This window comes from Streptomyces sp. NPDC054786 (genome assembly GCF_053611685.1).
Map to the genome: position 1 here is coordinate 1 of NZ_JBSHAW010000077.1, position 21889 is coordinate 21889.

15 protein-coding genes and 1 tRNA gene are annotated in these 21889 nt (G+C 71.9%); 6 read left to right on the top strand and 10 right to left on the bottom strand.

From position 1 onward, the window contains the following. Nucleotides 1-39: 39 nt before the first annotated feature. Nucleotides 40-113 (bottom strand) — tRNA-Met (locus tag ACWGI6_RS37020). 152 nt (nt 114-265) lie between these two features. Further along, nucleotides 266-1924, bottom strand: coding sequence for an ABC-F family ATP-binding cassette domain-containing protein (locus tag ACWGI6_RS37025; protein WP_453271576.1), 1659 nt, complete (start codon nt 1922-1924; stop codon nt 266-268). A gap of 55 nt (nt 1925-1979) precedes the next feature. Between ACWGI6_RS37025 and ACWGI6_RS37030 the strand changes: the two genes are divergently transcribed. After that, entirely contained in the window at nt 1980-2750 is a 771-nt protein-coding gene (locus ACWGI6_RS37030) for an enoyl-CoA hydratase/isomerase family protein (RefSeq protein ID WP_453271577.1), read from the top strand. A gap of 65 nt (nt 2751-2815) precedes the next feature. Here the strand turns inward: ACWGI6_RS37030 and ACWGI6_RS37035 are convergent, their stop codons facing one another. Further along, nucleotides 2816-3460: a DJ-1/PfpI family protein gene (locus ACWGI6_RS37035; protein WP_453271578.1), complete on the bottom strand. Its 645-nt coding sequence runs from the start codon at nt 3458-3460 to the stop codon at nt 2816-2818. A 55-nt stretch (nt 3461-3515) separates the two neighbouring features. Continuing rightward, nucleotides 3516-4487 (bottom strand): GlxA family transcriptional regulator, encoded by a 972-nt coding sequence (locus ACWGI6_RS37040; RefSeq protein WP_453271579.1) that lies wholly within the window; start codon nt 4485-4487, stop codon nt 3516-3518. A 145-nt stretch (nt 4488-4632) separates the two neighbouring features. Between ACWGI6_RS37040 and ACWGI6_RS37045 the strand changes: the two genes are divergently transcribed. Together ACWGI6_RS37045 and ACWGI6_RS37050 are read left to right on the top strand one after the other, a co-directional pair. Continuing rightward, complete coding sequence (locus ACWGI6_RS37045) at nt 4633-5502, top strand: SCO6745 family protein (RefSeq protein WP_453271580.1); 870 nt, start codon at nt 4633-4635, stop codon at nt 5500-5502. A gap of 212 nt (nt 5503-5714) precedes the next feature. Continuing rightward, nucleotides 5715-8156, top strand: coding sequence for a Tex family protein (locus ACWGI6_RS37050; protein ID WP_453271581.1), 2442 nt, complete (start codon nt 5715-5717; stop codon nt 8154-8156). A gap of 197 nt (nt 8157-8353) precedes the next feature. On the opposite strand, the gene ACWGI6_RS37055 is transcribed toward ACWGI6_RS37050, so the two are convergent. Both ACWGI6_RS37055 and ACWGI6_RS37060 read right to left on the bottom strand, forming a co-directional pair. Further along, nucleotides 8354-10363, bottom strand: a complete 2010-nt coding sequence (locus ACWGI6_RS37055; protein ID WP_453271582.1) for an FUSC family protein — start codon at nt 10361-10363, stop codon at nt 8354-8356. A gap of 186 nt (nt 10364-10549) precedes the next feature. Then, on the bottom strand, nt 10550-11113 hold the full coding sequence (locus ACWGI6_RS37060; RefSeq protein WP_453271583.1) for a TrmH family RNA methyltransferase: 564 nt from the start codon (nt 11111-11113) through the stop codon (nt 10550-10552). Between the two features lie 318 nt (nt 11114-11431). Here ACWGI6_RS37060 and ACWGI6_RS37065 point away from each other — a divergent pair, with 318 nt between their 5' ends. Beyond that, nucleotides 11432-12463 carry an FAD-dependent oxidoreductase gene (locus ACWGI6_RS37065; RefSeq protein WP_453271584.1) on the top strand — a complete coding sequence of 344 codons (1032 nt, stop codon included), beginning with the start codon at nt 11432-11434 and terminating at the stop codon, nt 12461-12463. Between the two features lie 212 nt (nt 12464-12675). Then, nucleotides 12676-13569 (top strand): D-alanyl-D-alanine carboxypeptidase family protein, encoded by an 894-nt coding sequence (locus ACWGI6_RS37070; RefSeq protein ID WP_453271585.1) that lies wholly within the window; start codon nt 12676-12678, stop codon nt 13567-13569. Nucleotides 13570-13725: 156 nt separating this feature from the next. On the opposite strand, the gene ACWGI6_RS37075 is transcribed toward ACWGI6_RS37070, so the two are convergent. The 4 genes from ACWGI6_RS37075 to ACWGI6_RS37090 form a co-directional block, all read right to left on the bottom strand. After that, nucleotides 13726-14487: a GNAT family N-acetyltransferase gene (locus ACWGI6_RS37075; RefSeq protein ID WP_453271586.1), complete on the bottom strand. Its 762-nt coding sequence runs from the start codon at nt 14485-14487 to the stop codon at nt 13726-13728. Between the two features lie 415 nt (nt 14488-14902). Further along, a complete protein-coding gene (locus ACWGI6_RS37080) occupies nt 14903-16600 on the bottom strand; it encodes a BCCT family transporter (RefSeq protein WP_453271589.1) in 1698 nt (565 codons plus the stop codon). Nucleotides 16601-16678: 78 nt separating this feature from the next. Continuing rightward, nucleotides 16679-18022 carry a M14 family metallopeptidase gene (locus tag ACWGI6_RS37085; protein WP_453271587.1) on the bottom strand — a complete coding sequence of 448 codons (1344 nt, stop codon included), beginning with the start codon at nt 18020-18022 and terminating at the stop codon, nt 16679-16681. Between the two features lie 80 nt (nt 18023-18102). Then, a complete protein-coding gene (locus tag ACWGI6_RS37090) occupies nt 18103-20019 on the bottom strand; it encodes a Xaa-Pro dipeptidyl-peptidase (RefSeq protein WP_453271590.1) in 1917 nt (638 codons plus the stop codon). A 312-nt stretch (nt 20020-20331) separates the two neighbouring features. Here ACWGI6_RS37090 and ACWGI6_RS37095 point away from each other — a divergent pair, with 312 nt between their 5' ends. Further along, a complete protein-coding gene (locus tag ACWGI6_RS37095) occupies nt 20332-21819 on the top strand; it encodes a M1 family metallopeptidase (RefSeq protein WP_453271588.1) in 1488 nt (495 codons plus the stop codon). Nucleotides 21820-21889: the final 70 nt, after the last annotated feature.

The window sequence follows — 21889 nt, forward strand, 5'->3', positions numbered from 1 at the left end:
GCCCGGTGCCTGGGCACCGGGCCTGCTGCGCTGTTTCAGTAGCGGGGACAGGATTTGAACCTGCGACCTCTGGGTTATGAGCCCAGCGAGCTACCGAGCTGCTCCACCCCGCGTCGGTGAACACCACACTACGGGGCGGCTGCCCCAGGACCAAATCGATGATCATCACGGGTGCCGCGGGCCCGCCGGATCCGGTGTGTGCACAGGGTCGGGGCGGTGGTCCGTCCGCGTACCCCCTGATCCCGGGCGACGCTCCCGTCCTGGCTCACAGCGCCCGGTCGGTGATCCGTCCACTGGCGACCTCGATACGGCGGGTGGTGTGCACCGCTTCGAGCATCCGGCGGTCGTGCGTGACCAGTAGCAAGGTGCCCGGGTACGAGGCGAGCGCGGACTCCAGCTGTTCGATGGCCGGCAGATCGAGGTGGTTGGTCGGCTCGTCCAGGACGAGGAGATTGACCCCGCGGCCCTGGAGGAGGGCCAGCGCGGCACGGGTCCGCTCCCCCGGTGACAGGGTGCGCGCGGGGCGCAGCACATGCGCCGCCTTGAGCCCGAACTTCGCCAGCAGGGTGCGGACATCGGCCGGCGGAAGATCGGGGACACAGGCCCGGAAGGCATCCATCAGCGGCTGGTCGCCCAGGCCGTGTGCGCCGAAGAGCCGGCCGCGCGCCTGGTCGACCTCGCCGACCACCACGCCGGGGCCCAGGACGGCGTGCCCCGTGTCCAGCGGGAGCCGGCCGAGAAGGGCGGCGAGCAGGGTCGACTTGCCGGAGCCGTTGGGGCCCGTGATGGCGACCCGGTCCGCCCAGTCGATCTGCAGGTCCACCGGGCCGAAGCGGAAGTCGCCGCGCCGGACGCCGGCGCCGCGGAGGGTGGCCACGACCGCGCCGGCCCGGGGCGCGGCGGCGATCTCCATCCGCAGCTCCCACTCCTTGCGCGGTTCCTCGACGACATCGAGCCGCTCGATCAGACGCTGGGTCTGCTTGGCCTTGGCGGCCTGCTTCTCGGTGGCCTCCACCCGGCCCTTGCGGCCGATCTTGTCGTTGTCGGGAGCCTTGCGGCGGGCGTTCTTGACGCCCTTCTCCATCCAGTTGCGCTGGGTGTGCGCCCGGGTCTCCAGGGCGGACTTGGTGTCGGCGAACTCCTCGTACTGCTCACGCGCATGACGCCGGGCCCGTTCGCGCTCCTCCAGGTAGGAGGTGTAGCCGCCGCCGTAGGTGTTGACCTGCTGCTGGGCGAGGTCGAGTTCGACGACGCGGGTGACCGTGCGGGTCAGGAACTCGCGGTCGTGGCTGACCAGGACCGTGCCGGCGCGCAGTCCCGAGACGAAGGACTCCAGCCGTTGCAGACCGTCCAGGTCGAGGTCGTTGGTCGGCTCGTCCAGCAGGAAGATGTCGTAACGGGAGAGCAGCAGGGAGGCGAGCGAGGCACGGGCCGCCTGGCCGCCGGAGAGCGTCGTCATCGGCTGGTCGAGGCCGATGGCCAGGCCGAGCTGCTCGGCGGTCTCCTCGGCGCGCTCGTCCAGGTCGGCCGCGCCCAGCGCGAGCCAGCGCTCCAGCGCCGTGGCATAGGCGTCGTCCGCGCCGGGCCGCTCGTCGACCAGCGCCTGGGTGGCGGTGTCCAGGGCGAGCTGGGCGGCGGTCACGCCCGTACGGCGGGCGAAGAAAGCCCGTACGGTCTCTCCCGGGCGGCGGTCGGGTTCCTGGGGGAGGTGGCCGACCGTGGCGGTGGGCGGGCTGAGCGAGAGCTTGCCGTCCTCCGGGGTGTCCAGGCCGGCCAGCAGGCGCAGCAGCGTGGACTTGCCGGCGCCGTTGGCGCCGACGAGGCCGACCACATCGCCGGGGGCGACGACCAGATCGAGGCCGGAGAACAGGACGCGCTCGCCGTGGCCGGCGGCGAGGTCTTTGGCGACAAGAGTTGCTGACATCAGGCCGCCGATCGTATCCGGCCCGGTCCGCGGCGGTCGCTCTAATATCCGGAGCATGGAACCCGGTCTGAAGACGCATGTCAGCGACGGCACAGCGACCGTCACCATCAGCAATACCGGCAAGCGGAATGCGATGACCGTCCAGATGTGGCGGGATCTGCCGCCGCTGCTGGAGCGGCTGGCGGCGGACCGTTCCGTCCGGTCGCTGGTGCTGACCGGCGAGGGCGGGACGTTCTGCGCGGGCGCCGACATCGGATCGCTGCGGGATCCGGCGGGTGCGTCACAGGGCCTGGCGGCGGCGGCCGAGGAGGCGCTGGCGGCGTTCCCCGGACCGACGCTGGCGGCCATACGCGGCTACTGCGTGGGCGGCGGCACCCAGCTGGCGGCCGCCTGCGATCTGCGGTTCGCGGAGGAGGGCGCGCTGTTCGGGGTGACGCCGGCCAAGCTGGCGGTCGCCTATTCGGCGGCCGCCACCCGGCGGCTGGTCCGGCTGGCCGGGCTGTCCACCGCCAAGTACCTGTTGTTCTCCGGTGAGTTGATCGACTGTGCGCGGGCGCTGCGTACGGGCCTCGTGGACGAGGTGCTGGCCGAGGGCGAGCTGGGCAAGCGGGTGGCGGAGTTCTCGGCCGTACTGGCGAGCCGGTCACTGTTGACGCAGACCGCGGCGAAGGAGCTGGCCGACGGGACGTGGGACGTACCGCCGGCCGAGGCCGAGGAGCGCGGCGCTTACTGGGCCGCGCAGGCGCGCGCGAGCGGCGACATCGCGGAGGGTGCCGCCGCCTTCCTGGAGCGCAGGGCGCCGCGCTTCACCTGGCCCACGGGCTGACACCGGGGCGGGTCTTGCACGGGCCCCGCCGGGTCAGGCCTGCGCGGCTCCCGTGGGACGGCCGCTCACTCCTCCCCGGCCGGCAGGAACCGGCTGCGCTCCCGCAGCATCGCGGTGACCTCGGCCGGTGCCTTGTCCGGGGAGCCCGCGTCATAGGGCGGCTGCGGGTCGTATTCGATGCCGAGCTGGATCGCCTGGGCCACGGTGTCCCCGGCGATCCGGCCGGCCAGCGTCAGCCCCATGTCGATGCCGGACGAGACGCCGGCCGCCGTGACGTACTTGCCGTCGACGACCACCCGCTCCCCGGTCGGCTCGGCCCCCAGCGCCGGGAGCTGGTCCAGCGCGAGCCAGTGGGAGGTCGCCCGGCGCCCCTTGAGGAGGCCGGCGGCGCCCAGGATCAGCGATCCGGTGCACACCGACGTGGTCCAGGTGGTGCCTCCGTCCACGGCCCGGATCCACTCGTGCACCGGTCCGTCCGCCATGTGCGCCCGCTGCCCCGGGCCGCCGGGCACGACGAGGATGTCCGGTGCGGTGACCTCGTCCAGCGCGGCGTCCGCGACCAGCCCGAGCGAACCGAGCTCATTGCGGTACGGGCCGGTGCGCTCGCCGACGAACACCGTCTCCGCCCCCGGCAGCCGGCTGAGGGTTTCGTAGGGACCGATGGCGTCCAGCGTGGTGAAGCGGTCGTAGAGAAGGATCGCGAGCTGCATGGAGTTCCTGTCGGTAGAGGTGGCGCCGGCCCGGTGTCGTTGCGGCCGGCGGGGTTCAGGCCGAGGGCACGGGGGGTCCGGCGGTCCGGAAGCGGCGGCGGTATTCGGCCGGGGAGGCGCCCAGGACACGGAGGAAGGCGCGGCGCATCGCCTCGGGGGTGCCATAGCCACAGCGCCGCGATACCTGCTCGATGCCGTCGACGGTGTCCTCCAGATGCCGGCGGGCCGCCTCCAGCCGCACCCGGTCGACATAGCGCCCCGGTGTCATGCCCACCTCGTCGCGGAACGCACGGGCGAAGTGCCGCGGGGAGAGACGTGCGCGCTCCGCGAGGGCGTCGACGGACAGGTCAGCCGCCGGATTCTCGGTGATCCACTGCTGCACGTCGCGCAGCGGTCTGCGCTGTGCGGTCTGCACGGCGAGCTGGGCGCTGAACTGGGTCTGGTTGCCCGGCCGCCGCAGAAACACGACCAGGTGCCGGGCGATGGTCAGCGCGAGGTCCCGGCCGAAATCCTCCTCGACCAGGGCCAGCGCGAGGTCGATCCCGGCCGTCACGCCGGCGGAGGTGGCCAGATCGCCGTCCCGTACGTAGATCGGCTCGGGTTCGACATGCACCGCGGGGAACCGTTCGGCGAGCGTGTCGCAGAGCATCCAGTGGGTCGTCGCGCGGCGGCCGTCCAGCAGCCCGGCCTCGGCCAGCAGCAGCGCACCGCTGCACACCGAGACCTTCCGCCGGGCGCGGTGGGCGTTGCCCCGCAGCCAGTCGATCAGCCGGGGGTCGGGGTTGCGGGTGCCCTGGCCGCCGGGCACCAGCAGCGTGTGCGGCGCCCCGGCGGCGGCGAGGGTGATGTCGGGGACGAGGGTCAGCCCGCTGGTGGTGTGGACCGGGGCGCCCTCCAGGGCGGCGGTGCGGATCCGGTAGGCGCCCGGGACTCCCTGGGCCGCCCCGTTGAAGACCTCGACGGGCCCGGAGACGTCGAGAGCCTGCACCCCGTCGAAGAGAACGACGAGTACCTCGCGCTGTTCCATGTCCTCCATCCTGGGCAGCGGCGGCGAGGGCGGCAACGACGGATCTCCCACCTTTCCTGCCATCGCGGGGTCAGCAGCCGGGGTCCGGCCGTCGTCCGGTGCCCTGCAATCACCCCCATACCGACGGGTCGGTAACCTGCCTCGTATGACCTCTTCCAGCGCACTGTCCGAGCAGGCGGGCCGTACCTGCCACAACGTCGTCAATCCGTTCCACTCGACGCACTACTTCGCGCCGGAGCTCTCCGCGGAGATGGCCAGGGCCGGCCTCGAGAACCGCAGCGCCGGTTACTTCGCCTGCCGGGGCGCGGCCATGGGTGCGGTGGGCCCCGGCACCATCACGGCCACCTTCTACAACTTCAATCACGACTTGATCACCCAGCACGTCCCGCACGTCTGGACGGTCACCACGCCCCAAGCCGTGCTGGATGCCCGGCTGCGCGCCGTGGACGCGACGCTGCGCCGACTGCTCGGGCCGGAGGCCGTCGAGTCGCCGGAGATGGCGGAGGCGGCCCGGCTGGCGCTGCGCGCCACCGAGGGCTGCACCCGCCAGGCCCGGCCGCTGTACGCCGCGCACGCCGATCTGCCGGTGCCGGACGCCCCGCACCTGGCCTACTGGCACGCCGCGACCCTGCTGCGCGAACACCGCGGCGACGGCCACCTGCTGGCGCTGCTCGACGCCGAACTGGACGGGCTGGAAGCGCTGGTCAGCCACACCGCCAGCGGCCGCGGGATGAGCTACCAGGGCGTCATGGCGACCCGTGGCTGGACGGAGGAGCACTGGGGCGCGGCTCAGGAGCGGCTGCGGACCCGTGGCCTCCTGGACGCCGAGAGCGAGTTGACCGAGGCCGGTGTCCAGCTGCGCAAGGATCTGGAGCGTACGACGGACCGGCTGGACCGGGCGCCGTACGAGCACCTGGGCGCCGAGGGCGTGGCCCGGCTCACCGAGCTGGCGACCGGCTTCACCACCGCCGCCATGAACGCCGGGGCGTTCCCCGCGGCGCTGTTCGGCAAGTAAGGCCCGTCCGTAGCGCGGGAGAGCCCTCGGTCCCCGGGGTGCGGAGGTGCCTTCTCCCACCCGGAGCCGGGGGCCGCCACGCCCCTCCCGGCCCGCGCGCGGACGCGGGGACTTCGCGGACACCCCGTGACGGCTGGGCGGTGCGACAGTCCGGCCCGCCAACCGGCACAATGCAGGCTCAAGCAAGCGCTGGAAGGCGGGTCAGGATCAACGTGACGGCATCCACTGAGCCCATCGGGACCCTCGGGTCCATCGAAGCGAGGATCGCCGGGGAGCTCGGCGTCAAGGAGCGGCAGGTGAAGGCCGCGGTCGAACTGCTCGACGGTGGCTCGACGGTCCCGTTCATCGCGCGCTACCGCAAGGAAGCCACCGAGACGCTCGACGATGCGCAGCTGCGCTCGCTGGAGGAGCGGCTGCGCTATCTGCGGGAGCTGGAGGAGCGGCGGACCGCGATCCTGGAGTCCGTACGGTCCCAGGGCAAGCTGGACGCCGCCCTGGAGGCGCAGATCCGCGGCGCCGACTCCAAGGCGCGGCTGGAGGACATCTATCTCCCGTTCAAGCCCAAGCGGCGCACCAAGGCCCAGATCGCGCGGGAGGCGGGCCTGGAGCCGCTCGCCGACGGGCTGCTGAGCGACCCTTCGGTGGAACCGTCCACGGCCGCCGCGGCGTTCGTGGACGCCGACAAGGGCGTCGCCGATCCGGCCGCCGCCCTGGAGGGCGCGCGGGCCATCCTGACCGAGCGGTTCGGCGAGGACGCGGATCTGATCGGCGAGCTGCGCGAACGCATGTGGTCGCGCGGGCGGGTCGCGGCGAAGGTGCGCGAGGGCAAGGAGGAGGCCGGCGCGAAGTTCGCCGACTACTTCGACTTCGCCGAGCCGTTCACCGAGCTGCCCTCGCACCGGGTGCTGGCGATGTTCCGCGGCGAGAAGGAGGAGATCCTCGATCTCACCCTGGAGCCGGAGGACCCGTCGGCCGCCGCCGAGGGCCCGAGCGCGTACGAGCGGTCCATCGCGCACCGCTTCGGGATCACGGACCGGGGCCGTCCGGGTGACAAGTGGCTGCAGGACACGGTCCGTTGGGCCTGGCGCACGCGCGTCCAGGTGCACCTGGGGATCGATCTGCGGCTGCGGCTGCGGCAGGCCGCCGAGGACGAGGCGGTGCGGGTCTTCGCGTCGAATCTGCGCGATCTGCTGCTGGCGGCGCCCGCCGGTACGCGCGCCACGATGGGCCTGGACCCCGGTTTCCGTACGGGCGTGAAGGTCGCCGTCGTGGACGCGACCGGCAAGGTGGCCGCCACGGAGACCATCTACCCCCATGTACCGCAGCAGAAGTGGGACGCCTCGCTGGCCACGCTGGCGAAGCTGGCCCGCGAACACGATGTCGAGCTGATCGCGATCGGCAACGGCACCGCCTCCCGCGAGACCGACAAGCTGGCGACCGATCTGATCGCCGCCCAGCCGGAGCTGAAGCTCACGAAGGTGATGGTGTCCGAGGCCGGCGCCTCGGTGTACTCCGCCTCCGCGTTCGCCTCGCAGGAGCTGCCCGAGCTGGATGTGTCGCTGCGGGGCGCGGTGTCCATCGCCCGCCGGCTGCAGGACCCGCTGGCCGAGCTGGTCAAGATCGACCCGAAGTCGATCGGCGTCGGGCAATACCAGCACGATCTGTCCGAGGTGAAGCTGTCGCGCTCGCTGGACGCGGTGGTCGAGGACTGTGTGAACGGCGTCGGCGTGGACGTCAACACCGCGTCCGCGCCGCTGCTTTCGCGGGTGTCGGGCATCGGCTCCGGCCTCGCGGAGAACATCGTGACGCACCGGGACAGCAACGGGCCGTTCCGCTCCCGTAAGGCCCTCAAGGACGTGGCGCGGCTCGGCCCGAAGGCGTACGAGCAGTGCGCGGGCTTCCTGCGGATCCGGGGCGGCGACGACCCGCTGGACGCCTCCAGCGTGCACCCGGAGGCGTACCCCGTGGTGCGCCGGATGGTGAAGTCCGCGGACACCGAGGTCGATTCGCTGCTCGGCAACACGACGGTGCTGCGCACGCTGCAGGCCGCGGACTTCGTCGACGACTCGTTCGGTCTGCCGACGGTGAGCGACATCCTGCAGGAGCTGGAGAAGCCGGGCCGCGACCCGCGTCCGGTCTTCAAGACCGCGACCTTCAAGGAGGGCGTGGAGAAGATCGGCGATCTGCAGCCGGGGATGCTCCTGGAGGGCGTGGTGACCAATGTCGCCGCCTTCGGGGCGTTCGTGGACGTGGGCGTCCATCAGGACGGTCTGGTGCACGTTTCCGCGATGTCGAAGACCTTCGTCAAGGACCCGCGGGATGTGGTGAAGCCGGGCGACATCGTGCGGGTCAAGGTGCTCGATGTCGACATTCCGCGCAAGCGGATCTCGCTGACGCTGCGGCTGGACGACGAGCACGGCAAGGGCGCTGCGGCGACGGGCGGCGGCGAGCGCCGGGGCGGCTCGGGAGGCTCGGGCGGTGGCCGGGGACCGCGTGAGGGCGGCCGGAGCGGCGCGCCGCGGCAGCGGCAGGGCGGCGGCGGCCAGCGCGGCGGTGACCGCCGGGGCAGCCGCGACACCGGGCCGGCCAACGACGCGATGGCGGATGCCCTGCGGCGGGCCGGGCTTCTGGGCAAGGAGCGCGGCGGCCGCTGACGGATGCGGCGGCAGCGGGCCGGGCGCCCGCCGCCGGAACGGAGCCGGTGCGGGCAGCCGGTGGTGCCGTCGGCTGCCCGCTGCCGCATTGTGTGGACGAGGTCCGCGGCTCGGTCACCCTGCCCGCGTGTCCTTGACGCCGCGCCTCCGGCGCCCCGCGGGCGCGGCGCACTTCGGGTTCAAGGCGCACCTCCGGTTCAGGACGCCCCCGCATAGCCGCGTATGCGCTCCAGTTCCGCCGCCACGTCCGTGAGCGTGGCGCAGTCCGGAACCGGGCGCAGATCGGGGCCCGGCAGTCCGGCGGCGGGCTCGCGGCGCGGGTCCTCCAGGGCGTCGGCCATCGCGGACAGCGCCTGGCACAGCCGTTCGGCCTCGGCCACGCTCGGGCGGTGGGCGCCGTGGCCCAGGCGTACCGCGCAGGCGGTCGCGGCGTCCACGATGCGTTCGGCCGCGGTGACGACGGTCAGCCAGTCGGGGTTGCGGTCCCGGGCGGCGAGGAGTTCGGCCCCGGCGGTCTCCGCTGCCGCCCTGGCCTCCCCCAGCGCCCGGTAGGCGGTGCGGCGCAGCGCCAGCCGCCGGGTGGGGTCCGCGCCCGGTTCCGCCTCCAGGACGTGCCGGAGGAACTCCTCGGTGCTGCCCAGCGCCGAGGTGACGCGATGGCCGACCCGGCGGCGCGGGTCGGCGAGCCGTGGCAGATGCCCGACGATCAGCACGATGCCGCAGGCGATGGAGGTGTCGACGACCCGCTCGGCGGCGGCCTCCGTGGCACCGCTGGTGTAGACGAACGACAGCACCATGAGGGTGATCGCCACGGTCTGGAGGGCGAAGTGCCGGGTGGCGAACGGCAGCAGCGCGCCGCCCACGCCCGCCACCAGCGCCGGCCACCACGAACCGGTCAGCACCAGCCCCGCCCCGGCGAAGAGCAGCACACCGGCGACCGTCCCGGCGAAGCGGTTGACCGTACGGGAGAAGAGCGGGCCCAGATCCGGCTTGACGAGGAAGGTCGTGGTCGCCGGCAGCCAGTACCAGTGCTCGGGGCGCAGCAACAGGGCCACGGCGGCGCTCGCGGCGATGCAGACGGCGACCCGCAGGCCGTAGTCCCGCCCGGCGGGACCGAACAGGCTGCGCCCGCGCCGCGTCCGCCCTCCGACGGCAGCCAGCGCCCAACGGAGCACGGACCCGGAAACGGTCACCCAGGCGGGACGGACGGCGGGGTCCGGTGCCGACTGTCCCGGTGCCGGGGACAGCGGCTCCCGGCGGGCGAACGCGACCGCGGCGTCCAGCAACGCCTGGTCGAAGGCGCCGCGCGCGGCCGTACTGGTCTCCGGGGCGGACAACCGGCCCGGGGACCGCCCGGTGCGCAAGGCATCGGCGAACCGGCGGGGGCTCTCCGCCACCCGGGACGGCAGCGGGCGGGCCTCCCACAGCAGCGCGACGCTGGCCTCGCACAGCGCGGTGGCCGCGGCGAACCGCTCGGTGAGCAGGAGTTCTTCCGTACGGGCGGGACGGCGCAGCAGCCCGCTGGTGAGCCGGCGCAGCCGCAGGGCCTCGTCGGCGCGGTCCAGCGCGGCGGTGAGCCGGCGCCTGGCGGGCTCGGCGCCGGATCCGCCGGCCGCGCCCAGGGCATCGGCGAGCGCCTCGAAGACCGTGGCGACCGCCGCCCGCTCGCCGCTGAGGGCACCGCCCGCGGGGCGAGGTGAGCGCAGTACGAGCCGCAGCAGGAGCAGCCACAGGCAGCCGGCGAGGACGAGCAGGGCCTTCGCCCAGGGCGCCCCGGGCAGCGGCATCCCGGCACCCAGGATGGTGGTGGCCAGCATCTGCATCCCGGCGTTGGAGCGCACCGGCCCGGCCACGCTGCCCGCGCCGGAGACGAAGCCGACGGCGAACAGCGCCGGAACGATCCACCAGCCCGCATCGGCCGTCTGCAGCGAGGCACCGATCAGCGTGCCCAACGCCGAGGCGAGGGCGGGCAGACCGATATGGACGATGCCGGTGCGCCGGGTGCCGGGGCGGTCGTTGACCCCCGCCAGCATGGAGCCGAGACCGGTCAGGACGCCGGGCGCCGGGTGGCCGGTCGCGATGCCCGCGCCGAGCAGCGGTCCCGCGCACAGCGCACCGCGGGCGACCGCCGCCCAGGGCACGGGCAGCCGCTGCCAGCGGAAGGGGTGGGCCAGCCAGGCGGGCACGGCGCGCTGCGCGCGGAGCATGGGACTCCTCAGACGACGCGTACGGACGGTGGAAAACGGGATCCGAGGGGCGACATCGGCCGACGGTGCTGCTACCAGCCTAAGGTCCGGGCTTGTCCACACCACTGCCGCGGGGTTACCGCAAGATCACGAACGCCCGGCGCGGAGACGGCTCCGTCCCGTACGCACCTGTCACCCGCCACCCGCTCACAGCAGCCCCGCAAGCCGGTACAGCACCAGCGACCCCGCCACCGACACATTCAGGCTGGCGCCGGTCCCGACCATCGGGATCTCCACCACCTCGTCCAGCAGATCCAGTGCCTCGGGCGGAATCCCGTGCTGCTCATGCCCCAGGACCATCACCGTCGGCTCCCGCGCCGCCGGCAGATCCGCCAGCCGTACCGCCTCCTCGGCGAGTTCCACGCCCACCACCCGCAGCCCCCGTTCGCGCTGTCGCTCCAGCCAGCCCAACGGATCACCGGTCCAGTGCACACAGGCAGGTCTGCGCAGCGTGTTGCCGCGCTCCAGCGCCTCGGGCACCCAGGAGAACCGCGGCACGGTCAGACAGGCGCCGACCGCGTCGCAGGTGCGCAGCAGGGTGCCGAGGTTGGCGCCGTGCAGCGGCCACAGCGGAGCGGCGTAGAGGTGGTCCCAGCACGAGTGGGCGCGCGGCCGCCGGGAGCGGCGGAGTTCGCCACGGGTGCGCGTACGGATGGCGGGCGCGGCCGACGGGACGGGAGCGGACCCCGTGCGTCGCGCGTGGCCGCTCATCGTCCGGCGGAGGCGGCCCTCCGGAACCTCGTGGTGGCAGGGGAGTCCTGCGGCAACATCTGCATCGTCTACGGCGCTTGGCGGCGCGCCCGGGCCATCGTCGGCCGCACCGTCACCCGGTCCGGCACTTCTCCGAAGCCGTGCCCGGTCCGGGCACGGCCGCACCATGCTAGGCCGCCGCTCCCCACGCGTCCTCCCCTTTTCCGGTTTTCCGGCTCTTTCGGCTCTTTCGGCTCTTCCGGCTCTTCCGACCGAGCACTCCCCCGCCCTTGGTCCACACCCTCGCCGGGCTCCCGCCCCACCCGTTAGCGTCCCGCCATGGCGATGTACACAGGTGACGTGGAGGTATGCGTGGTCGGCGGCGGCGTGATCGGGCTGACGTCGGCGATCGCGCTGGCGGAGGACGGGCACCGGGTGCGGGTGGTGAGCCGGGACGCGGCGGGCGGGACGACATCGGCGGTGGCCGGCGGACTGTGCTGGCCGTACCGCATCCGGCCCCATGAGCGGGCGGTGCGGTGGTCCGTACGGTCCTTCCAGGTACTCGCCGCACTCGCACAGCGGCCACAGGAGACGGGCGCCCGGATGGTGACGGGCACGATGACGGACGCGAGGGACGGCGGGCGGCAGGACCCGGACGACGGCGCCGACGACGGTCTGGCCGCCTGGTACGACGCGGTGCCCGGGTTGCGGCGGGCGAGCGCGGAGGAACTCCCCGAGGGGTACGCGTCGGGGTGGCGGGCCCGCACTCCTCTGGTCGATATGCCGGCCCATCTCCATTATCTGGAGCAGCGGTTGACGGCTGCGGGCGGGACCGTGGAGCGGCGCGAGGTCATGTCGCCGGCGGAGGCCGGGCGGGCCGCGGACGTGGTGGTGAACTGCTCGGGGCTGGGCGCGCGTGCGCTCGTCCCCGATCCGGACGTCCATCCGGTCCAGGGGCAGGTGGTGATCGTGGAGAACCCCGGCATCGAGGAGTGGTCCGTGTCCGCCGACACGGGTTCGGCGGAGACGGCCTATGTGCTGCCGCAGCCCTACGGCGTGGTGCTGGGCGGGACGGCGCGGGAGAACGCCTGGTCGCGGGAGCCCGATCCGGCGGTGGCGGAGGCGATCGTGGCGCGCTGCGCGCGGCGCTTCCCGGAGCTGGCGCGGGCCCGGGTCCTGGAGCACAAGGTGGGGCTGCGTCCGGCCCGCCCGGCGGTGCGACTGGCCGTGGAGCGGCTGCCCGACGGGACCCCGTGCGTCCACAACTACGGGCACGGTGGTGCGGGGGTGACCGTGTCGTGGGGGTGCGCGGACGAGGTGCTGCGGAGGGTACGGACCCTGCGGGAGGGTGACGGACCGCCCGGCCGGTGACTGCGGCGGAGCCCCGCATGGCCATGGCGCCCGGCGCAGGTCCGCGTGACGCAGCCCGCCGCCCGCTCGAAATCCGCCTCGCACTTGTGAATCGGTGGCCGACGAGATGAAGTTGCCGCTCATGGGGCGCATCCATTCACCCGTCTCGTGCGTCTCATGAGCAAGCGGCATTCCCATATGGCCGCACTGCAGGGGCATTTGGAGTATATATTTTGAAAAACGGCAAAAGGGGCATTCGTCGCGCATCTGCGGTTGTCGTCACCGCGGGAGCCGTCCTGACGGCCGGGGCGTTCATCGCTCCGGCGCAGGCCGCGACGCTCAAGACCCCCACGATCGTCGCCAAGGGCGGCTTCGTGATGAACAACGGCACGGGGAAGAGCCTCTTCACCAAGGCCGCAGACACCCGTCGGTCCACCGGCTCCACCACCAAGATCATGACGGCTCGGGTGGTGCTTGCGCAGGCGAACCTCAACCTGGATTCCAAGGTCACGGTTCAGAAGGCGTACAGCGACTACATCGTCGACAACAACTGGGCCTCCTCGGCCAAGCTGATCGTCGGCGACAAGGTCACCGTCCGCCAGCTGCTGTACGGGCTGATGCTCCCGTCCGGCTGCGACGCGGCCTACGCGCTGGCCGACAAGTTCGGCAGCGGCTCCACCCGGGCCGCGCGCGTGAAGTCGTTCATCGGCAAGATGAACTCCACCGCCAAGTCCCTCGGCCTGAAGAACACGCACTTCGACTCGTTCGACGGCATCGGGAAGGGCGCGAACTACTCGACGGCGCGCGACCTGACCAAGCTGGCCGGCAGTGCGATGAAGTACTCCACCTTCCGTACGGTCGTGAAGACGAAGTCGACCAAGCAGAAGGTCTCGACGAAGAGCGGTGGCTACCGCTACATGTCGTGGGAGAACACCAACGCGCTGCTCGGCAGCTACTCGGGCACCATCGGCGTCAAGACCGGCTCGGGTCCGGAGGCCAAGTACTGCCTGGTCTTCGCCGCCACCCGGGGCGGCAAGACGGTCATCGGCACGGTCCTGGCCTCCTCCTCGGTGGTCAACCGCACCGCGGACGCGAAGAAGCTGATGGACTACGGCTTCAAGAAGTAGCTCCACCCGGTACCGACGAGGGGCCTGCGCGCAGCCATCCGGCCGCGAGCAGGCCCCTTCGCCATTGCGCCGTCATCGCCCGGCCGTCCCGCCGGCATCTCCCCGGGCGGGCGTCGCGCGCCGGCTCCGCACGAGGACGAGCCGGAAGGTCACCGGTCAGTTGGTGGCGATACGCGCCGACACACAGGGGTCCTCGTTGCGGTAGCCGAGACGGTCGTAGAGCCGTTCGGCGGGGGTGTTGTCCGCGAGCTGCCACAGCGTGCAGAAGCCGTGGTGGCGTACCGCGTACCGCGTCAGCCACGAGGTCAGGGCCGCGCCGAGCCCCTGACCGCGCTGGCGGGCGTCCGTCGCGACGGACGCCATCAGCGGAGCGCCGCTGTCGCGCAGACTGCTCAGGGCGCCGCAGGCCACCAGCTGCCCGTCCGTGCCGCGGATCCCGGCCCACAGGCTGACGTCGCAGGAGCCCGGGCCGGTGGAGTGGGCCGGGCTGTGCTCGGTGAGGAAGCCGAGCAGTTCCCCGTGGTGGGACGCGTCGAGGGTGACCACCCGCTCCTCCGCGGGGTGTACGGGCGGCTCCTCCCTCGTCCAGCGGAAGACCCACGCCACGACATCGGTCACCGGCAGATGCCGCCCGACCTGGCAGGCGGTGCCGCGCGGCCCGGTGAACTCCCGCACCTGTTCGGGCCGGCCCTGCGCGGCACGCAGCACGAGTCCGGCGGCCGGATCCGGTTCGCCGACGCACCACAGATGCCCGCGGGCTTCGTCGAGCCAGGCGGCGGCGCCCTGGCCCGACCAGCTGATCCGGCCGGCCGGACGCCGCCGCGCGGCACCGAAGCGCAGCAGCGCGGCGCCGGCCTGCCGCTCCAGGCCCTGGTCGAACAGGTCTGCGGTCCGGGGGAGAAGAGTCGTTGCCTGCATCGCTCTCTGAGAAGTAAAGGGGGAGGCGAACGGCCCGGACACGCGCAGGCGCGACCGGAATCCGTCCATCTGGGTACAGGGGGAGCCCGGCAGCGGCTGCGCATACGCGCGCCCGGCCGACCGGGACGGCCCACTGTGACACACCGCCCCCGGGCCGGGGCAAATCCGCGCCCGCACCCCGGAACGATCACCGGCCGGAGGCGGAGAAGCACGCCGTGGCGCGGGCCCCGGCGGCCGCCGGCACTGCCGGGACGTGCCGGACGGGTGCGGAGCCGGGGACGACGCACGCAGCCAGAAGGGCCGGCCGGACACCGCGTCCGGCCGGCCCTTCACCTGCGCTTCGGGAACCACCTCGTGACCGCTCACCGGCCAGACACATCCGGTCAAGTGAACAGCCGGAGCGACGGAGTCGTGCCTAGCCGTCGCTCCGGCTCTCGACGCGGTCGTCGTCCCCGACGTCGCCACCGTTCCCGTTGCCGCCCGGCCCGATCTGGAACTCGAAGTCACCGTCGTACTGCTCATGGCCCGCGATGACGGCCATCTCGACGGCCTCTTCGCCCTTCTGGCCGCGCACGATCAGCGGGTCGCTGCGCAGATCGCGCATCAGCGCCCAGCACATGGTGATCATCACGACCATGAACGGCACCGCGACCAGGATCGTCAGATTCTGCAGTCCGGTCAGGGCGTCGCCCGAGCCGCCGCCGATCAGCAGCATGATCGCGGCGACCGCGCCGGTCACCACTCCCCAGAAGATCACCACAAGCCGGGTCGGCTCGAAGGTGCCCTTCTGCGAGAGGGTTCCCATGACGATGGACGCGGCATCGGCGCCGGACACGAAGAAGATGCCGACCAGGATCATGACCAGAATGCTCATGACCGTGGCGAGCGGGTACTGGTGCAGCACGTCGAAGAGCTGGCCTTCGGAAGTGCTCGACCCGTTGAGCTGCTTGGAGTCCTGGAGCTTCATGGCCGAGCCGCCGAAGACCGCGAACCACGCCAGGCTGACCACGCTCGGTACGAGGATCACGCCGCCGATGAACTGACGGATCGTGCGGCCACGGCTGATCCGGGCGATGAACATGCCCACGAAGGGCGTCCAGGAGATCCACCACGCCCAGTAGAACACCGTCCAGCTGCGCAGCCAGCTGCCGACATCGGCGCCGCTGCCGGCCTCCGTACGGCCCGCCAGCTGCGGCAGCTCGCCGATGAACGAGCCGAGGGAGGTCGGCACCAGGTTGAGGATGAGGATGGTCGGCCCGACCACGAACACGAAGGCCGCCAGGATCACCGCCAGCACCATATTGATGTTGGACAGCATCTGGACGCCCTTGGCGATGCCGGAGACCGCGGACAGGATGAACGCGATGGTCAGCACGGTGATGATGACGACCAGCAGGCTGGTGCTGACGCTGTCCATCCAGCCGAGCACCTTGAGGCCGCTGCCGATCTGCAGCGCGCCGAGCCCGAGCGAGGCCGCGGAGCCGAAGAGGGTGGCGAAGATGGCCAGGATGTCGATGACCTGGCCGCCCCAGCCGTTCGCCCGCCGGGTGCCGATCAGAGGGGTGAACACCGCGCTTATCGTCTGCCGCCTCCCCCGCCGGAAGCAGGAGTAGGCGATGGCCAGCCCCACGACCGCGTAGATGGCCCACGGGTGCAGCGTCCAGTGGAACATGGTGGTCGCCATCGCGGTGTCCATCGCCTGGGCGGCATCCTTGGGATCGGTGCCCGGCGGTGGTGTGGCGAAGTGCCCCAGTGGCTCACTGACGCCGTAGAACATCAGGCCGATACCCATGCCCGCGCTGAACATCATCGCGATCCATGACACGGTGCGGAATTCGGGCTCCTCGCCCTCCTTGCCGAGCGTGATCCGGCCGTATTTGCTGACGGCCAGCCAGATCGCAAAGATCACAAAGCCGGAGGCGGAGAGCACGAACGCCCAGCCCCCGTTGTCGATCACCCAGTTCAGCAGGGATGTCGAGACGTTCTTGAGTGATTCGGTGGAGGTCGCTCCCCAGGCGATGAAGGCGAGGGTGAGCAACGCGGTCACGCCGAAGACCACACGGTCGGTCTGCGGGGGCCCGGTCAGCCGCGGATCCACGGGAAGATCTGCCAGGGATGGCGTGCCACCCCCGTCTCCGGTTTCTTTGACTGTCTCCGACACGCGTCAACCTTTCAATGGGCCATATTTTCCTTACCCGTTACCCCCTACCACATGACGGCAGACGTTCAAGGGCGTCGCGACCGTAAGGTGATAACCGGCCCGCTGGTCCAACAGCAGCGGGATGAGCTTCCGCAGCGGCTGGCGCAGCGGTACGACGACGCCGTCCCGGTCCCGCTTCCAGAGCACTCCGTGCAGCGCCAACTCGTCCTTGACCTGCGCGAACCGTGCCGCGTCGAGGCGGTAGGCGCAGGGCGGGTCGGACAGGATCTCCCCCTCGCCCGCGGGTTCGTTGTCCGCGCCGCCGAGGTAGACCGGACCGCGGTCGGTGTAACCGGCGAGCCGGGCGGCGGTGGTGGCCGCCTCGATGTGCGGGCGGCGCCGGTCGAAGAAGGTGAACGCGCCGTGGAGAGCGGCCAGCTGGGAGTCCACCCGGCGCCGGTTGTTGCGTGCGGGGTCGGCCTTCTCGGCGGCGGTGAGGGCGTCGACCCGGGTTTCGACGAGCAGTCCGACCGAGCCTTTCACCCCGGCGGTGTTGCGCAGAATCCGCTCCTGGCCGTCGCCCGCGACCTGCTTGACGGGGTCACCGCTCTCCGGGTCGGTCCAGATGCCGTAGACGCCGGTGGTGAATCCGGCCCGGTGGACGGCGGGTTCGACGAAGTCCCGGGAGAGCGCGGTGGCTTCGCGGTGCACCCCGTCGGCGGTGTTGAGGTTGCGGGGCCACAGTGACAGCAGGTCCTTCATGTAATACGGCACGGTGGGACCGTATTCGTGCAGGTCGTAGAGGGTGTCGGGGCGGTAGTCGCGGATGACGGCGGCCATCGCGCGGGCCTCGGCGGTCTTGAGGGCGATGTGATCGCGGTTGATGTCGACGCCGTCGGAGTTGCCACGGGTGTCCGCGGCCCGGCCGTCGGGGTTGGCGGTCGGGACGACCAGCACGCTGGTGTGCGCCAGGAACCGCCGGGTGGCCGGATCCTTGGCGTAGGCGAGGTTGCGGACGGTGCTCAGACACGCCTCGCGTCCGGAGGGTTCGTCGCCGTGCTGGGAGCAGATCAGCAGCACGGAGTTGCCACGGCGGACGTCCGCCGGGCGCTCGGGGGCCGGGGCACCGATCCTGACGAGCCGGAGCGGGCGGCCCCGCTTCGTGGTGCCGATCCGGTCCATCCGCACACGGGCCGATGCGCGGTCGACGGTGGTGAGGAACTTCTGCTCCTCGGCCCCGCTGGTCCAACGGGCACCGTGGCTGGTCTCGAATCCCGTACGGGGTACGGGGGTTCCGGTCGCGCGGGCGAGGGAGGCCGGCAGGGTCGCGCCGAGGGTGGCCGTCAGTCCGATGGCCAGCGCCCCTAGGGCCAGGCGGCGGGAGCGGGATATCACGAGGTGGTGCCTCCCTTGGGTGAGCGGTGGAGGTGAGGGGGGCCGGGCGGGGCCGCCTGCGGTGGGCGGCCCCTGGGCGGTCATCCCCCGGCCGGCAGCCGGCTGATCGAACGCGGCGGGGCGATACCGTCCAGCGGCGTGGCGCCGGCCGGATACCGGGACGCGCCCGGGGTGGCCCGCGCGAAGGCCGGGGCGCCGCCGGTCAGCGGCAGTTCGGCAGAGGTGCGGGACAGATCGAGGGTGAGCTTCGGCGTGGACGCGGGCGGGTCGATCAGGCCGGCGTCGGTTCCGGCCACGATGAGCGCGAGCCGGTGTCCGGCGGGCACGACGTGATCGCTCGCGGCCAGATCCAGGGTGATGGTGTAGCGCTTGCCCGGGGTGAGCGGGCGGCCCTCGTGGGCGTCGGCGTAGTTGCCGAGGTCGGCCCAGCCGCGGCTGAAGACGGTGTACCCGACCTTCTGGGTGTCGGCCGCGGTCTCCTTGAAGCAGCCGGTGTCGCCCGGGGTTCCGGCGCCCCAGCAGGTGCGCTTGTCGAGGGTGGTGATGCCCTCGCCGTCGGCCGCGTAGTTGCGGATGGTGTCGGGGCCGAGGTCCACCAGGACGGCGGAGAGATGGGCGGTCGAGGTGCTCGGGGTGACGGTCACCCTCACCTTGCCGGAGCCGGACAGCCGCAGCGGGGCGCGCAGCGGGGCGGTGCTGAACCCGGCCTTGGCGGGCGTCGGTTCATCGATCCGGGCCGCCCAGTCGGCCTCGCTCAGCTTCGGGTCGTCGGTGAAGGCCGCGGTCGCGCCGTGCGGCGCCTTGGCGGTACCCAGAACGCCGACGCCGGGTGCGGTGCCGGCGCGCGGCCGCAGGGTGGTGGCCCGGGTGCCGGGAGCGGGCCACTGCGGGTCGGTGGACCAGGTGCCGGGGGAACGCTCGATGTCGGCCATCGGGGCGCGGTCGATGCCGTTGTCGTAGCCCATCAGATAGTGGTCGAACCAGTGGTGCAGGGTGGTGACCCAGTCCCCGCGGCGGTAGTCGAAGGGGTCGACATGCCCCGTCTGGGAGAGCCAGACCTTGCGTTCGACGCCGTGCCGGGCGAGCGCGTCCCACCACTGCCCGGCGTGCCGGGTGCGGACGTTGAGGTCCTGCATCCCGTGCACCATGAAGACGCTGGCCCGGACCTTGTCCGCGTGGCGCACATAGTCGCGCTCGGTCCACAGGCCGGTCCAGTCGCCGCTGCGCGGCGCACCGTCGGTGAGTTTCTTCTGCACCGCGGCACAGCGCTTGTGTGCGTCGGGGCTGTTGACCAGATCCGCGAGGGTGTCGGGGCCCGAGTCGTAGAGCGGGGCGCCCTTGGCGAAGTAGTAGTCGTACCAGGAGGAGATACCGGCGATCGGGACGATGGTTTTCAAGCCCTTGACGCCGGTGGCCGCGACACCGTTGGCGATGGTGGCGTCCCAGCTCTTGCCGATCATGCCGGTACTGCCGTTGGACCAGCCGGCGCTGACGGGCTTGCCTCCCGTACGGGCGGTATAGGCGCGGCCTCTGCCGCCGAGCCAGTCGACGACGGCCTTGGCCGACCCGATGTCGGAGCGGCCGCCGACGTCGATGCAGCCGTCCGAGCGGTTGGTGCCCGCGAGGTCGACGAGGACCGTCGCATAGCCGCGCGGCACGAAGTAGTTGTCGTAGTAGAGCGGGAACTGGACGGGCCGGCCGTGGTCGTCGTAGGTCTTCTTCTGGCTCTCGTTACCGCGTCCGCAGCAGGAGTAGTACGGGCTGGCGTCCATGATCACGGGAATCCGGCGCCCCTGCTGTGCGGGTTCGGCGGGCCGCACGATGTCGACGGCGACGCGGTCGGTCCTCCCGTCCGCGTCGCCGTCGAGCCGTGTGTCCACCCAGACCGATTCGCGTATCGCGTGGTCGTAGGAGTAGACGGGTCTGCTCTCACGGGGTGCCGCCTGCGCGGCGGCCGGTCCGATCAGGGCGGACAGCAGGGCGGCGACCGCCGCCATCACGAGCACGGTGAAGGGGGTGCGGGGGATCCGCGCAGGATTCGTCACGGGCGGACGGTAGCGCGGCTCAACTCCCGTACGTAAGAGCCCCGTCCGGAACCCCGGCAACCACGGCCACGTCGGAGGACAGCACCGGAGGGCGCACATCGGGGAGGCGCCGGCGGGAAGCCCCGCCGGCCCGATATGCCCGGCCGACGGGGCCGGTTGGTGGTTCATGTCGGTCATGTGTCAGATGAGGCCATGTACATGACGCCGCGCCGTCGCAGTACATAGGGTCTGACAAGAGCCATCCCCCTACGAGTTGGAGGACTCGTGCGTCACAGACTCCTGGTCCCGGGTGCAGTCGCACTCAGCCTGCTGCTGGCGATCCCAGCCTCCGCGGCCGACTTCACCCCGGGCGCTCCGGGTGTGGGCGACACCTACTACCCCGAGAGCGGAAACGGCGGATACGACGTTTCCCACTACGACCTGCGCCTCAAGTACCAGCCGAAGACGGACCTGTTGGAGGGCACGGCGACACTGCTCGCCAGGACCACCCAGGATCTGTCGCGCTTCAACCTGGACTTCGGCCTCAAGGTCAGTGAAATCCGGGTCAACGGCAAGAAGGCTTCCTTCGCCACGTCCGGCAAGCACGAGCTGGAGGTCACTCCGGCCACGCCGCTGGAGAAGGGCCGGCAGATCAGCGTCGTCGTGCGCTATGCGGGCAAGCCCTCCGAGCTGAAGATCGACAACTTCAGCGCCTGGGCCCGTACGCCCGACGGCGGTGTGGTGGCGCAGGAGCCGGACGCCGCCGTGTGGTGGTTCCCGAGCAACGACCACCCCACCGACAAGGCGACCTACGACATCTCGGTGGCGGTACCGGACGGCACCCAGGCGCTGAGCAACGGCGTACTGGCCTCGCAGGCCTCCAAGCTGGGCTGGACGCGCTACAACTGGCGTTCGGACAAGCCGCAGGCGACGTACCTCACGACGCTGGCCATCGGCAAGTTCGACATCACCACCGACAAGACCGCGAACGGGCTGCCGGTCATCAACGCCGTCAGCAAGGACCTCGGCGCGAACGCAGGCTCGGCGCGGGCCAGCATCGAGCGCACCACCGAGGCCACCGAGTGGCTGGAGAGCGTCTTCGGCCCCTACCCGTTCAATGCGGTGGGCGGCTATGTGCCGAACGTGCCGGCCCACTACGCGCTGGAGACCCAGACCCGTCCGTTCTACGGCGAGAAGGCCTTCGACCGCGGGACGAACGTCTCCGTCGTGGTGCATGAGCTGGCCCACCAGTGGTACGGCGACAGCGTCTCGCTCAAGGACTGGAAGGACATCTGGATCAACGAGGGCTTCGCCTCCTACAGCCAGTGGCTGTGGTCGGAGAAGGAGGGCGAGGGCACCGCTCAGGAGCTGGCGGACTACGTCTACGCCCAGCACCCGGCCAACGACCCGTTCTGGAAGGTCAAGCCGGGCAACCCGGGCGCGGAGAACCAGTTCGACGACGCCGTCTACGACCGTGGCGCGCTGGCCCTCCAGGCACTCCGCAACAAGGTCGGCGACAAGGTCTTCTTCGGCATCCTCAAGTCCTGGCCCACGGAGAACAAGTACGGCAATGCCTCGGTGGCCGACTTTGTGAAGTTCGCCGAGAAGAAGTCCGGCAAGAAGCTGGCCGGGTTCTTCGACACCTGGCTGTTCCAGCCGTCCAAGCCGGCGGCGGGCGCGGGCAGGCAGGCGTTCGGCGCGGGGCGGGCGCCGGTCGCCGAGCCCAAGTCGTGGAAGCAGATCGCGGCCACGCACGACGTGCACCGGCACTGATCCGGCAGCCGGGCACCGCTGCGGTGCCCGGGAAGCGATCCGGCCGGAGCCGGGGGGTTCACCCCCGCGC

Excerpts from the sequence above, each read along its gene's own strand:
- ACWGI6_RS37025 (WP_453271576.1), bottom strand. The coding sequence starts at position 1,924 with ATGTCAGCAACTCTTGTCGCCAAAGACCTCGCCGCCGGCCACGGCGAG.
- ACWGI6_RS37030 (WP_453271577.1), top strand. The coding sequence starts at position 1,980 with ATGGAACCCGGTCTGAAGACGCATGTCAGCGACGGCACAGCGACCGTC.
- ACWGI6_RS37035 (WP_453271578.1), bottom strand. The coding sequence starts at position 3,460 with ATGCAGCTCGCGATCCTTCTCTACGACCGCTTCACCACGCTGGACGCC.
- ACWGI6_RS37040 (WP_453271579.1), bottom strand. The coding sequence starts at position 4,487 with ATGGAACAGCGCGAGGTACTCGTCGTTCTCTTCGACGGGGTGCAGGCT.
- ACWGI6_RS37045 (WP_453271580.1), top strand. The coding sequence starts at position 4,633 with ATGACCTCTTCCAGCGCACTGTCCGAGCAGGCGGGCCGTACCTGCCAC.
- ACWGI6_RS37055 (WP_453271582.1), bottom strand. The coding sequence starts at position 10,363 with ATGCTCCGCGCGCAGCGCGCCGTGCCCGCCTGGCTGGCCCACCCCTTC.
- ACWGI6_RS37060 (WP_453271583.1), bottom strand. The coding sequence starts at position 11,113 with ATGAGCGGCCACGCGCGACGCACGGGGTCCGCTCCCGTCCCGTCGGCC.
- ACWGI6_RS37065 (WP_453271584.1), top strand. The coding sequence starts at position 11,432 with ATGGCGATGTACACAGGTGACGTGGAGGTATGCGTGGTCGGCGGCGGC.
- ACWGI6_RS37075 (WP_453271586.1), bottom strand. The coding sequence starts at position 14,487 with ATGCAGGCAACGACTCTTCTCCCCCGGACCGCAGACCTGTTCGACCAG.
- ACWGI6_RS37090 (WP_453271590.1), bottom strand. The coding sequence starts at position 20,019 with ATGGCGGCGGTCGCCGCCCTGCTGTCCGCCCTGATCGGACCGGCCGCC.